Origin of the sequence: Aquabacterium sp., from assembly GCF_016195855.1 — a bacterium.
Taxonomy (GTDB): domain Bacteria; phylum Pseudomonadota; class Gammaproteobacteria; order Burkholderiales; family Burkholderiaceae_C; genus Aquabacterium.
The window spans coordinates 461,159-474,585 of the sequence record NZ_JACPYU010000003.1 but is presented as its reverse complement, the minus strand read 5'-3'; the positions used below and the strand labels follow the sequence as shown (position 1 = coordinate 474,585).

Sequence of the window (13,427 nt, the reverse complement as noted above, 5' to 3'; positions counted from 1 at the left end):
GCTCCAGGGGGCTTGGGGGCGGGGCCAGACGCGCAGATCTGGCCCCGCCCAGTGAGCATCAGGCCGTGCTCAGTTCAGTGCCTCCAGCACCGTGGCAATGCCCTGGCCCCCGCCGATGCACTGGGTGGCCAGCGCGAAGCGGGCGTGCTCCCGCTTCAGCAGCGAGGCGGCCTTGCCGGTGATGCGCGCGCCGGTGGCGCCCAGGGGGTGGCCCAGGGACAGCGCGCCGCCATCGAGGTTCACCTTGGCTGGGTCCAGGCCCAGCTCGCGTGCGCAGGCCAGGGCTTGCGAGGAGAAGGCCTCGTTGATCTCGACGAGGTCGATGTCGGCCACTTGCAGGCCCGCGCGGGCCAGTGCCTTGCGGGTGGCGGGCACGGGGCCCATGCCCATTTCGGTCGGGTCGCAGCCCACGGTGGCAAAGGCGCGGATGCGGGCCATGGGCGCCAGGCCGTGTTGCCGCGCGAAGGCCTCGCTGGTGACCAGCACCGCCGCGGCGCCGTCGGTCAGGGGCGACGAGGTGCCCGCCGTGACCACGCCGTCGGCGCGAAAGGCCGGTTTGAGCGCGGCCAGCGCCTCCAGCGTGGTTTGCGGGCGGATGCAGCCATCGCTGCTGATGCGCTGGCCATCGCGGTCGACGATGGGGACGATCTCGTCCTGCAAGCGACCCTGATCACGTGCGGCCGCAGCCTTCTGATGGGACAGCAGGGCCAGCTCCTCCTGATCACGGCGGGCGACCTGGTAGCGCTGGGCCACGTTCTCGGCGGTTTCGCCCATGGTGATGTAGGCCTGCGGGTAGCGCGCCAGCAAGTCCGGGCTGGGGTCGAAGTGCAGGCCGCCTTGCGGCACCATGGTCATGGATTCAACGCCCGCACAGATGAAGGCCTCGCCCATGCCGGCTTCGATCTGGGCCGCAGCCATGTGGATGGCCGACATGGAGGAGCCGCAAAAGCGGTTGATGGTCATGCCGCCCACCTGCTGGGGCAGGCCCGCGAGGAACACCACGAGCCGCGCCAGGTTGTTGCCTTGAGGGCCCTCGGGGTAGGCGCAGCCCAGGATCAGGTCTTCGATCAGGGCGGGGTCCAGGTCCACCTTCTGCATCAGGCCTTGCACGACCTGCGCGGTCAGCACGTCGGGGCGTACCTGGGCCAGTGCGCCCTTGCGGGCGAAGTGGAAGGGGGAGCGTGCATACGCGGTGATCACGGCTTTCATGATGAACCTTTCTTTGCTTATCTACCTACCAGTCGGTAGTTTTGTTGAGGTAAGAAAATGCCGGAAAAAGCCGGCGCTCGGTCAAGCGTGGTCAGGGCAAGGCGGGCAGGTGCAATTGGACGATGAGGGGGGCCAGGGCCTCGTTGAAGTCTGACGCGCGGCCTGTGATGCGGGCTGACAAGAGGGCGCCCTGGCAGACGGCGAACACCTCGGCGGCGATCTGGGCTGGTGTGGCGTTGGCCTTGCTGCCGGTGCGCTTGATCTGGCCGATGACCACGGTCAACCAGTCGATCTGGCGCTGGCGCATCTGGCGAACGGCTTGCTGAAGACCGGGCTCGATGCTGTCCCAGCCGGGGCCCAGTGCGCCCCCTGGGCAAACGCGTTTGCCTGCCCCCAGCACGTCGCGGAACATCAGGATGTAGGCCTGCAACTGCACCTGAGGCGCGCCACCGAGTTGCCCCACCCAGTCATCGAACTGGTGGATGCTGCGCTCCAGCACGGCGATGCCCAGCGCCTCCTTGGACGGGAAGTGGTGGTAGAGGCTGGCCTTGCGGATGCCCACCCGGTCTGCCAGTTCTTGAAAGCTCAGGCCCAGGTAGGAGCGCGTCTGGATCAACTCGCGCGCGGCCCTCAGGATGGACAGGCGGGTGTCGCTGGTGTCCTCAAGCAGTTTGGGGTTGGCGATGCTCATGAGCCTACTATACGGTAGGTAGTTAATTCCGAGCTATTTATAAGGTAATGCCGGTGGGCGCAACGGACTCGTTTCTGTTTTATCGAGAGGAAGCGTGGCCGTTTGCGCATCAGGCCCTTGAATGCATCTGTTCCATATTGACGGTCGATGCCCTCTCTTGAGGGAGTGATGCCATGCAGCGCATTCCATAGACCGCCTGCCCATCAAATCAACAACAGGAGAAATGTCATGCCTTACGTATCAGCCAGAAAGAGGAACAGCAAATCCTTGGATGTGCTCTACACCGATGACGCAGGGAAGGCTTTCGTGCGTCACGGGGGCTCACGTGCCTGGCGGAACAACAACCCCGGCAACATCCGGAAGTCGAGCTTTGCAACGGCGCAAGGTGCCATTGGTGAGGCTGGCGGTTTCGCTGTGTTTCCTGACTATCAGACGGGCAGGCAGGCGCTCAAAGCCTTGTTGAAAACGGAGACCTATAAGACGTTGACCATCGAGGATGCGGTCAAGCGCTACGCACCACCCAAAGAGAACGCCACGGACGCCTATGCCAAGAACCTGAAGAAGCTCACTGGCCTGGAGGGCACGACCAAGCTGGGTGACTTGAAGGACGCACAGCTCGATGCCGTGGTGAGCGCCATCGAAAAGCTGGAAGGCACCATTGCAGGGACCGAGACGCCATTGATCAAGATCGTGGGCGCCATCTCGGAGCATGGGCGGATCGTGGCTTATGAGCTCGACGATGGGTCCGGGGTGGTGGGGCGTGACAAGGCGGTGTCGCTGGCTCGTGCGGGCTTGCTTGATGCCGTGCTGGTCGCGGGGCGGTCCGGCTTTTATTTGCGTGCGAGACCTGATGAGGTCCAGCTTAACAACCTTGATGTCATGGCTGCCGAAGCGGCATGAACGCAGGGATGACCGTGAGGCATCGATGCATGCCATGGGCGTTGGCGCTGCTCTTGGCCATGCCGGGCGCGCCATCACAAGCTGGGGGGGCGGCTCCTTCGTGCCTGAAGGTGGGGGCGACTGTTTCGCTCCATGGCCGGCTGATCTCTCGCACCTTTGCGGGCCCGCCGGGTTACGACAGTGTGCGCCACGGCGATGCCGCAGAGGTGACACCCGTTCTGCGCTTGGGGCGCCCCTTGTGCGTGACTGGTTTGCTGGGTGAAACGGACCCAACGCGGCACAGCATCCGCGAACTGCAGGTGCTGGATGTGCACGACCACCTCGATGCCGGCCAGAGGGCGGCATGTCGGCGGGTTTGCGTGCTGACCGGGCAGTTGGTGCGGGCAGAAAGTGGGCATCATCACACACCCGTGATGATCGAGGTCGGGCCACAGCCCAAGCCTGATCACCACTGAGTGCCGTGGATCAGCGGCCCTTTTTGCGTGGGGCGCCAGCGCTTCTGGTTTGTGGCCCCGCAGCCGACTTGCCCGGCTTGCGGGCCCCGGTTTCCCGTGGCGGCAAGCCCGTGTGCTGGGTCAGGATCTGGCCTTTGCGCGGCTGTACCTTGGGCAGGGCCCGTGGGTCTGCCGGCTCCACCGCGCGGTTGACGCGGCCGCTGGTGACCACCGACGCCTTGCTGCCGGTGCCCGTCGAGTTCTTGCGGCGTGCACTCTGGTAGCTGCCATCCGTCTGCGGCTGGTAGAAGGGGATCAGGTGGTGCTGGCCATTGCCGATCAGGTCGGCGCGGCCCATGGCCTTGAGTGCCTCGCGCAGCAGGGGCCAGTTGTTGGGGTCGTGGTAGCGCAGGAAGGCCTTGTGCAGGCGGCGGCGCTTCTCGCCCTTGACGATGTCCACCTTCTCGGCCTTGCCCTCGACGCGGCTGATGCCCTTGAGCGGGTTGCGCCCGGAGTGGTACATGGCCGTGGCCGTGGCCATGGGGCTGGGGTAGAAGGTCTGTACCTGGTCGGCCTTGAAGCCATTGCGCTTGAGCCAGACGGCCAGGTTCATCATGTCTTCGTCGCTGGTGCCCGGGTGGGCCGCGATGAAGTAGGGGATGAGGTACTGCTTCTTGCCGGCTTCTGCGCTGTACTGCTCGAACAGCTGCTTGAACTTGTCGTAGGTGCCGATGCCCGGCTTCATCATCTTGGACAGCGGGCCGCCTTCGGTGTGCTCGGGCGCGATCTTGAGGTAGCCGCCCACGTGGTGGGTGACCAGCTCCTTGATGTACTCGGGCGACTTGATGGCCAGGTCATAGCGCAGGCCCGAACCGATCAGGATCTTCTTGACGCCACGCAATTCGCGCGCACGGCGGTACATCTTGATGAGCGGGCCGTGGTGCGTGTTCAGATTGGGGCAGATGCCCGGGTACACGCACGAAGGCTTGCGGCAAGCGGCCTCGATTTCCTTGGAGCGGCAGCCGATGCGGTACATATTGGCCGTGGGGCCGCCCAGGTCGGAGATGACGCCGGTGAAGCCCTTGACCTTGTCGCGGATCTCTTCGATCTCGTGGATGACCGAGTCCTCGCTGCGGCTCTGGATGATGCGGCCCTCGTGCTCGGTGATGGAGCAGAAGGTGCAGCCGCCAAAGCAGCCGCGCATGATGTTCACGCTGAAGCGGATCATCTCCCACGCGGGGATCTTGGTGCCGTGATCGTGGCTGCCGTTTTCATCGGCGTAAACCGGGTGCGGGCTGCGCTGGTATTCCAGGCCGAAGACGTAGTCCATCTCGGCCATGGTCAGCGGGATGGGGGGCGGGTTGATCCACACATCGCGGTGGGCATGGGCCTGGACCAGGGCACGGGCATTGCCAGGGTTGGTCTCCAGGTGCAGCACGCGGTTGGCGTGGGCGTAGAGCACCGGGTCGCTCTTGACCTGCTCGTAGGACGGCAGGCGGATCACGGTGCGGTCCCGTGGGGGCAGGGCGATCTTGCCGCTGCGCGTAGGCAGCGCGGCGGAGGCCGCCACGTTGGCCTTGATGGCCGCCGACTTGGCAGCCAGGGCCGGGTTGCTGACCAGCTTGATGGGCTTGGCGCCATCGGACAGATCAGACTGGCCGCCAGCCTCTCCACCGATCGTCACCTTGCCGCTGTTCTTGAGCGGGTCGAACGCGCCTTCTTCTTCACGCGCACAGGTCTCGCCCTGGGCCTCGGCCTGCTGGGCCATGGTCATGTAGGGGTTGATGTGCTGGTCGATGCGGCCGGGCATGTCCACCTCGGTGGAGTCCAGCTCGAACCAGCCTTGCGCCGTCGGGTCATTCGTGCGGCGCAGGAAGGCGGTGCCGCGCACATCGGTGATCTGCTCGACCGGTTCGCGCGCGGCCAGGCGGTGCGCGATCTCGACGATGGCGCGCTCGGCATTGCCGTACAGCAGCAGGTCGGCCTTGGCATCCATGATGATGGCGCGGCGCACCTTGTCGGACCAGTAGTCGTAGTGCGCAATGCGGCGCAGCGAGGCCTCGATGCCGCCCATGATGATGGGCACTTCGGGGTAGGCTTCCTTGCAGCGCTGGGCATAGACCAGCGAGGCGCGGTCCGGGCGCTTGCCGGCCACGCCACCGGGCGTGTAGGCGTCGTCGCTGCGGATCTTGCGATCAGCCGTGTAGCGGTTGATCATGGAGTCCATGTTGCCGGCCGCCACGCCGTAAAACAGATTGGGCTTGCCCAGCACCTTGAACGGGTCGGCGCTTTGCCAGTCGGGTTGCGCGATGATGCCCACGCGAAAGCCCTGGGCCTCCAGTACGCGGCCGATCACGGCCATGCCGAAGCTGGGGTGGTCCACATAGGCGTCGCCCGTGACGATGATGATGTCGCAGCTGTCCCAGCCGAGCTCGTTCATCTCCTCGCGGCTCATGGGCAGGAACTTGGCCCGGCCAAAGCGCTTGGCCCAATACGGCCGGTAGCCGTTCAGGGGCTTGGGCGGCTTGGGCATGGTGATCGCCGGCGTGGTGACGGGATCAACGGCGGGGGACTCGGTGGTCTGGGCAGGCATGGGCAAAGGCGCGGGTGGGCACCACGGCGGGCACCAGGCAAATCGGAGGCGGACAACCCTCTATTGTCGCCTGAGTCGCCCGATCAGAGGCCTCATTCTGATCAGGGGCATTGCCTTGAAGGGGCTTGCGTCCCAGGGTGCCCAGGCTGAGCCTCAAAGGCTCCAGCGCGTCATGCGGCCGTATTCCCGAAAGCCCAGGCGGCGGTAGGTGGGCTCGCCCAGGTGCGTGGCCTGCAGGGTGACGCCCTTGGCACCCCGCTCCAGCGCCAGGTTGGTGACGGCCACCGTGCACGCAGCGGCCAGGCCGGTGCCGCGCGCCTCGGGCAGGGTGCCCACCCAGTAAAGGCCCGCCACCTCGCCGGTGTGCAGCACCATGGCCGTGGCGGCCACCTGGCCTTGCGCGTCGCGGGCCAGGGCGATGGAGACATCCGGGGCCAGCAGCCCCTCGGTGTCCACAAAGAAGCTGGGCGTCATGAACTCGGGCAGGCCCAGCGTGGCATAGGCTTTGGCGCACACCTTCACGAAAGCGGGCAGCTCGGCGGCCTGGGTCAGCAGGTCGATGCGCCAGCCGGGTGCCGTGGGCGGCATGGCCAGCGGGGCGTCGGTCAGCATGGCGGGCAGGTCGGCATGGGCCGTGAAGCCTTGCGCATCCAGGCAGGCGTCCAGGTCCAGATCCTGGCGGCTCATGGTGATGACCGCATACGGGTTGGCCTGCCCGCCGAAAAACGCGTGTGCCTGTTGCAGCAGCAGCTCGGGTCTGACGCTGGCGTCCAGCCGGATCACGCAGTTCTGGTGGGGCAGCGGCAGGGGCAGCGTGCCCTGGTGCAGCAGCACGCCATTGAGTTCCAGCAGTTTGGCCGCTGGTTGCCAGCGCGAGTGCAGGCGCACGGCGTGCGCCAGGTTCTGGTCGGCCAGGTCTGCGAGAGCGTGAACGGGCATGCGGGGCTCCTGAGGTGTGTGTTTCGCTGATGCTAGCCAAACACCCCGGGGCCCTTGTTTCAGCGTGCGGCGTCCGGGCGGGCGTCCTTCAAGGCGTCCTTGAGCACGTCTTTGAGCAGCCTGGCCTTGACCTTCTTGCCCTTGACCTTGACGGTGTTGAGCTGGCTCACGGCCTTGCCCGCGATGCCGCGCTCCACCGCCACGTAGGTGTGGAAGTCCGTCACGTTGATCTTGCCGATCTGGCTGCCCTGCAGGCCGGCATCGCCCGTGAGCGCGCCCAGCACATCACCCGGGCGGATCTTTTCCTTCTTGCCGCCCAGGATCTGGATGGTGACCATGGGCGGTTGCAGCGGCTCCTTGCTGGCAGGGGCCAGCTCGTCCAGCTTTTGCCATTTGGACTCGCGTTTTTGCAGCAGCTCGATGTTGCCCACGCGGCCCATCTCGTCCATGCTGGCCAGGTTCAGCGCCAGGCCTTCGGCATCCCCGCGGCCGGTGCGGCCAATGCGGTGGATGTGGATCTCCGGGTCGGGGGTGACGTCCACATTGATGACGGCCTCCAGCTGGGCGATGTCCAGGCCGCGCGCGGCCACGTCGGTGGCCACCAGCACCGAGGCGCTGCGGTTGGCGAACTGGATCAGGACCTGGTCGCGGTCACGTTGCTCCAGGTCGCCGTGCAGGGCAATGGCCTCGATGCCATGGGCCGTGAGCACCTCGACCAGGTCGCGGCATTGTTGCTTGGTGTTGCAAAAAGCGATGGTGCTGGCGGGGCGATAGTGCAACAGCAGTTGGGCGACGGCGTCCAGGCGGGTGGCCGATGCCACCTCGAACCACAGCTGGCGGATCTTGGCCGCATCGTGGTGGGATTCGACCTTGACCTCCTTGGGCGCGCGCAGGAACTGGGCGCTCAGCTTGGCAATGCCCTCCGGGTAGGTGGCCGAGAACAGCAGGGTCTGGCGTTTTTTCGGACACTGGCGGGTCACGGCGACGATGTCATCGTGAAAGCCCATGTCCAGCATGCGGTCGGCTTCGTCCAGCACCAGGGTCTGCAGGCCCTCCAGATTGAGGGTGCCGCGCTCCAGGTGGTCCATCAGGCGGCCTGGCGTGCCCACCACGATGTGGGCGCCATGCGCCAGGCTTTCGATCTGCGGGCGCATGGTGGCGCCGCCGCACAGGGTCAGCACCTTGATGTTGGGCTCGAAGCGCGCCAGGCGGCGGATTTCTTGCGCCACCTGGTCGGCCAGCTCGCGGGTGGGGCACATCACCATGCCTTGCACGGCGAAACTGGCCGTGGCCAATCGGTGCAGCATGGGCAGGGCGAAAGCGGCGGTCTTGCCGCTGCCGGTCTTGGCCTGGGCGATGAGGTCGTCACCAGCCAGGGTCAGCGGCAGGCTGGCGGCCTGGATGGGTGTCATGCTCAGGTAGCCCAGGGATTGCAGGTTGTCCTGCATGGCGGGGCTCAGCGGCAGGCTGCTAAATGACGAGGCAGCGGGAGTGGGGGAGGTCATTCCGCCATTATCCCCAGTACGGCCATTTGTCAAGGACCCTTGAACTTCGGCGGGTAGCCCCGATATGAGAGGGGTCACGCGCACAATGCGCGAAGTGACAACGACCCTGAAACAACCCCGACAGGGGTAAGGATTGACCCTTTCATGACATGGAAGAACAGTTTGACGGCTTTGGCTGTGGTGTTGGCCGGTGTGGGCATGGTGTCTGCGCCCATGGACGTCGAGGCCAAGCGCCTGGGCGGCGGACGCACCTCCGGCATGCAGCGCCAGATGCCCGCCAAACAACCCACGGCCACGCCCAACCAGGCGCCAGCCACCCCTAACAACGCGGCGCAACCTAGTGTGGGCCAGCAAGCCGCTGCCCCTGCCCCTGCCGCGCAGCCGGGCAAGCGCTCGTGGCTGGGGCCGGTTGCCGGTATCGCCGCGGGCCTGGGTATCGCCGCCTTGATGAGCCATTTCGGCATGGGTGAAGCGTTCGGCAACATGATGACCATGCTGCTGATCGGTGTGGTGGCCTTCATGGTCATTGGCTGGCTGATGCGTCGCTTCAAGGGTGGTGCACCGATGGGTGGGGCGCAACTGGCCGGTGCGGGTGCGCCTTACAGCCCGCAGGCCTCTTCACAGGCATCTCCGCCGCCGCAAACCATGCAGCGTCAGGCTCAGCCTGACGCGTTGGCAGCCGCTGGTAGCGCCGGTGCAGCGCCCTTGGCCGCAGCAGCAGCCGCAACGGCGGTCGGCAATGTGCCCGCAGGGTTCGACGCCGAAGGCTTCACGCGTGTGGCCAAGATGATCTTCATCCGCATGCAGGCGGCCAATGACGCCGCCAACATCGATGACCTGCGCAAGTTCACGACGCCGGAGCTGTTTGCCTCCCTGCGCCTGGACATCCAGGAGCGCGGCCAGGCCGTCAACCAGACCGACGTCATGCAACTGGACGCCGAGCTGGTGGACGCCACCAAGGAAGCCGACCAGTGGATTGCCTCCGTGCGCTTCCATGGCCTGATCCGCGAAGAAATCAACGCCGGTGCCCAGCCCTTCAATGAGCTGTGGCACCTGGTCAAGCCTTTGGACGATGGGCGTGATTGGGCGATTGCAGGCATCACGCCGCTGGACGCCTGATTCGCCTCAGTTCGTAGGCGGTGTCGGGAAGCCGGGAGGCGTCCCTGTCGGCGGCGTGCCACCAGGTGCGCCGCCGCTGCCCATTGAGGTTTCCGCACTCGTGCAGCGTGCGTTCTTGTCGATCAGGATGTTGAACCTGGCCGATACATACGTGGACGTGCGTGCCATCGTGAGCAGCAACTGGTCACCCGCCACGGCGCCTTCGATGCAGCCTTGTGTGCCGGTGTAGACCTGGTCGCTCGCATGCGGCTGATCGGGCAGGCCGTGCGACACATAGGGCAGGTTGCTGTCGCTGTAGATCTGCTGGGTGAATTGCTCGTCAATGAAGAACTGGGTGGACAGCTCGAAGGTCTTGGTCGAGCCCGAGAACTCGCGCACCTTGCAGTGGATGTGCGGTGTGCGGCCCGAGTACCAGCCTGGGTAAATGGTGCGAAACGCGACCTTGCCCTGGCTGCTGCTGACCTGGTAGCCGCGCAGGAACTTCTGCCCCACCGTGTTGTTGGCCGATTCGTCCGAATACAGCCCTTGGGCATTGCAATGCCAGATGTCGACGTAGGCGCCAGGCAGCGGTGTGGTCTTGCCCGTGGTGGTGTCCAGTGTCGAGACGGTGACCGACAGCAGCATCAGCAAGCCTGCCTGGGTGCTGCCGTTGCTGGGGTCCACGCGGATGTCGGAGCGGTTGAGCAGCTCGTCCACGAAGTAGGGGCCCTCGGTGACCTCCGGGACGGAGGTGTTGCCCAAGGCGGCGCGGCTCCAGGGGCTGGTCATGACCAGCGCGCCAGCGGCCGCACCTTGGCGCAGCAGTTCACGGCGATGGGGGTTGATGTGTTTTTTGAGCATGGTGTGATGGGGTGTCGGGGTTTCAGGCAGGGCGGTGTTGGCGGCGCAGGCGTGCCAGCACAGGCAGGGCGACGAGGGTCAGGGCCCAGCTGGCAGGCTCGGGCACGCTGCTGGCCGTGCTGCCGTTGACGCTCACCTGCATCTGCACCGGGTAGAGCGTGCTGTTGGTGAACCAGCTCAGGCCGGCGTCATCCGAGTTCGCCCAGATGCCGGTGAAGCCGCTGCCACTGCCGTCGCCGCTGGCTGTCCAGGACCATTGGCTGTTGCCGCTCTCATTGCGCAGGACCAGCCAGTAACTGGTGGACGCGTTGAGGCTGATGCCCTCCAGCGTGTAGCTGCCGCTGCTGGCACTGCTGCTGCCCAGTGTGAGATCGGCCAGCCAACTGGCGGGCACCAGGCCGCTGGCGTCGCTGCTGAACAGGGACAAGGTGGCCGAGGCCGTGCCGCTGGCCAGCACGGTGGCGGACAAGGCCGCGTTGCCATAGGCCGCATCCGTGATGAAGCTGGCGGCGACCCAGTTGCTGGCGTCTGCCGCCACCGTGTCGCCGGAGGTGGCCTGGCTGGTGTTGTCAGACAAGGTGTTGGCCAGGGCGGCCTGTTGTGGGCTCCATGCCAGGGTACAGAACAAGGCCCATGCGGCCCATCGGTGTGTCGCGACCAGGTTTGGATGCATCAAAGACTCCTGTGTGTGCAGGCGAGGTGCCCGATGCGCCCCGTCCTGGCTCGTGAGTCTCTGGATGCCGTGTTGCCCTGGCATGTGCGATTCGTGTCGCAGTTCACACTGTTTTTGGCAGAAGTGAAACATGTTGCGGCACACTGGGCCTGGGAATTGACCTGCCGCACTTAACTCAAGGGCCGTACGCGCCGATAAGAAGTCCATTTATCGCTGAGCACCTTGCTGGGTGGGCCATGCCCATTGGTACATGTCCGGATCGAGCAAGGAGCCTGGAATATGTCCTTACCCGTTGCAGGTTCGCATGGGGCGCCACTGCCGTCGGGCGCCCTTGATGACCGTCGATCCCAGAAGTTGCCGATCAGGTTGATCCTCAGCCTGGCGCTGATCCTCATCGTCCTGTGGATGGTGGCGGTTCTCTCGCCTTGGCAACCGCGCTTCCTGGTGTTTTCCGTTGCCCTGCACACGGTCACGGAGTTCGGTGCCATCGTGGCGGCCTTGCTGGTGTTCTCGGTGGCCTGGCACGCACGCAGCGCCGCCCAGCCGGGCAACATCGTGATCATCGGCTGCGGCTTCCTGGCCGTGGGGCTGATCGACTTCGGGCACGCCATGTCCTTCAAGGGCATGCCCGACTTCGTCACGCCGGCCAGCTCGGAGAAAGCCATCCAGTTCTGGCTCATGGCGCGCTACACGGCGGCGTGGACGCTGCTGGTGGCGGCCATCCGGCCCATCCAGCCCCTGCAGACGGGCTGGCCGCGTTATGCCTTGCTCCATGCCGCCTTGTTGTGGACGGCGGGCTGCTACGCGGTCGAGTTGCTGGCCCCCGAGGTCTGGCCACGCACCTTCGTTGATGGCCATGGCCTGACGTGGTTCAAGTTGATCGCCGAATACGGGGTGATCGTGCTCACGGCCGCAGCGGCCTATGTCTTCATGCGCCGTCGCACCGAACAGCAGCCCTACAGCACCAGCGATCTGTGTGCCGCGGCCCTGATCACCATGCTGTCCGAGGCCTGCCTGACCTTGTACGCCAGCGTCAACGATGTGTTCATCCTGTTGGGGCACCTCTACAAGGTTGTGGCCTATTTCTTCATCTACCGTGCGGTGTTCGTGACCAGCGTGCGCGACCCCTACCGGCGTTTGAAAGAAGAGATCGAAGAGCGCCAGGAGGCCGAGGAGCGCGCTGCGTTTTTGGCCTATCACGATGTGCTGACCAGGCTGCCCAACCGGGAGCTGGCACGCGATCGCCTGATGCAGGCGCTGGCCGATGCCAAGCGGCACAACAAGCAGGTGGCCCTGGTCCTGCTGGATCTGGATCACTTCAAGAACATCAACGACACGCTGGGGCACGCCGTGGGCGACCAGTTGCTGCGCGTGGTGGCGGACGTCCTGGTCAACACGCTGCGCCAGTCCGACACGGTCAGCCGACCGGGGGGCGACGAGTTCCTGATGGTGCTCAAGGACCTGCCCGATGCCGATGCGGCCACGCCGGTCGTGACCAAGGTGATGGAGGAGTTGGGCAAGCCCATTGCGGTCAATGGCCAGGACCTGTTGATTTCGGCGTCCATGGGGATCGCGATGGCGCCCAATGATGGCGAGGACTTCGACACCTTGCTGCAGCGCGCTGACACGGCCATGTACCGCTCCAAGGACGAGGGGCGCAACACCTACCGCTTCTTCGACGACCGCATGAACGCGGAGGCCGTCGAGCGCCTGACCATGCGCAATGGCTTGCGCCTGGCGCTGGAACTCAAGCAGTTCGTGCTGCACTACCAACCGCAGGTGGACCTGGCCACAGGCCGCGTGTTTGGGGTGGAGGCCCTGATCCGCTGGCAGCACCCCGCTTGGGGGCTGGTGCCGCCTGGCAAGTTCATCCCGGTGGCCGAAGACAGCGGCCTGATCGTGCCGATCGGCGACTGGGTCATCGAAGAAGCCTGCCGTCAGGCCGTGGCCTGGTCCAGGATGGGCTTGCCGCCGCTGACCGTGGCGGTGAACCTGTCGGCCCTGCAGTTCAAGCGCGGCGAGGTCGAATCGGTGGTGTCGCGGGCATTGGCCGCGTCGGGCTTGCCGGCCACGCAGCTGGAGCTGGAATTGACCGAGTCCGTGCTGATCAGCGATGTGGAGAGCGTGGAGACGCGCCTGAAAGGCTTGAAGGCCCTGGGCGTGAAGCTGGCCATTGACGACTTCGGCACGGGCTATTCGAGCCTGTCCTACTTGAAGCGCCTCTCGGTGGACAAGCTCAAGATCGACCAGAGCTTTGTGCGGGATCTGGAGCGCCACCCGGAAGACGTGGCCATCGTGCGCGCCATCATCCAGATGGCCAAGGGACTGGGTTTGAGCACCATTGCCGAGGGCGTTGAAACCCTGGCCATGATGCAGCACCTGCGTACCCTGGGCTGCCTGGAAGGGCAGGGCTACTGGTTTGCCAAGCCCATGCCCGCGGCCGTGTTCGAGGACTGGTTGCGCCAGGCCCTCGAGCAGGGCACCTTGAAGCGGGTCACCGAAGTGGCCTGACCCGCTTCGGCTG

At 65.5% G+C, this 13,427-nt stretch carries 11 protein-coding genes; 4 read left to right on the top strand and 7 right to left on the bottom strand.

Going from position 1 to position 13,427, the window contains the following annotated elements; genetic code table 11:
• Positions 1-69: 69 nt before the first annotated feature.
• Entirely contained in the window at positions 70-1,209 is a 1,140-nt protein-coding gene (locus HY019_RS03705; protein ID WP_290688433.1) for a thiolase family protein, read from the bottom strand.
• A 91-nt stretch (positions 1,210-1,300) separates the two neighbouring features.
• Complete coding sequence (locus tag HY019_RS03700) at positions 1,301-1,900, bottom strand: TetR/AcrR family transcriptional regulator (RefSeq protein ID WP_290688432.1); 600 nt, start codon at positions 1,898-1,900, stop codon at positions 1,301-1,303.
• A 147-nt stretch (positions 1,901-2,047) separates the two neighbouring features.
• Between HY019_RS03700 and HY019_RS03695 the strand changes: the two genes are divergently transcribed.
• Both HY019_RS03695 and HY019_RS03690 read left to right on the top strand, forming a co-directional pair.
• On the top strand, positions 2,048-2,800 hold the full coding sequence (locus HY019_RS03695; protein ID WP_290688431.1) for a hypothetical protein: 753 nt from the start codon (positions 2,048-2,050) through the stop codon (positions 2,798-2,800).
• Positions 2,801-2,829: 29 nt separating this feature from the next.
• A complete protein-coding gene (locus HY019_RS03690; protein WP_290688430.1) occupies positions 2,830-3,255 on the top strand; it encodes a DUF4431 domain-containing protein in 426 nt (141 codons plus the stop codon).
• A 10-nt stretch (positions 3,256-3,265) separates the two neighbouring features.
• Here HY019_RS03690 and HY019_RS03685 read toward each other — a convergent pair whose 3' ends face one another.
• From HY019_RS03685 to dbpA, 3 genes are all read right to left on the bottom strand, one after another.
• Complete coding sequence (locus HY019_RS03685; protein WP_290689155.1) at positions 3,266-5,767, bottom strand: YgiQ family radical SAM protein; 2,502 nt, start codon at positions 5,765-5,767, stop codon at positions 3,266-3,268.
• A 213-nt stretch (positions 5,768-5,980) separates the two neighbouring features.
• Positions 5,981-6,766 (bottom strand): hypothetical protein, encoded by a 786-nt coding sequence (locus HY019_RS03680; protein ID WP_290688429.1) that lies wholly within the window; start codon positions 6,764-6,766, stop codon positions 5,981-5,983.
• 59 nt (positions 6,767-6,825) lie between these two features.
• A complete protein-coding gene (gene dbpA, locus HY019_RS03675) occupies positions 6,826-8,271 on the bottom strand; it encodes an ATP-dependent RNA helicase DbpA (protein ID WP_290688428.1) in 1,446 nt (481 codons plus the stop codon).
• Between the two features lie 144 nt (positions 8,272-8,415).
• Between dbpA and HY019_RS03670 the strand changes: the two genes are divergently transcribed.
• The gene (locus HY019_RS03670) at positions 8,416-9,390 is read left to right on the top strand and encodes a TIM44-like domain-containing protein (protein ID WP_290688427.1); all 975 of its coding nucleotides are present in this window, start codon (positions 8,416-8,418) and stop codon (positions 9,388-9,390) included.
• Between the two features lie 6 nt (positions 9,391-9,396).
• Here the strand turns inward: HY019_RS03670 and HY019_RS03665 are convergent, their stop codons facing one another.
• Entirely contained in the window at positions 9,397-10,230 is an 834-nt protein-coding gene (locus HY019_RS03665; RefSeq protein ID WP_290688426.1) for a hypothetical protein, read from the bottom strand.
• 22 nt (positions 10,231-10,252) lie between these two features.
• Complete coding sequence (locus tag HY019_RS03660; protein WP_290688425.1) at positions 10,253-10,903, bottom strand: choice-of-anchor R domain-containing protein; 651 nt, start codon at positions 10,901-10,903, stop codon at positions 10,253-10,255.
• Positions 10,904-11,182: 279 nt separating this feature from the next.
• On the opposite strand from HY019_RS03660, the gene HY019_RS03655 reads away from it, so the two are divergent.
• On the top strand, positions 11,183-13,414 hold the full coding sequence (locus HY019_RS03655; protein ID WP_290688424.1) for an EAL domain-containing protein: 2,232 nt from the start codon (positions 11,183-11,185) through the stop codon (positions 13,412-13,414).
• Positions 13,415-13,427 lie beyond the last annotated feature (13 nt).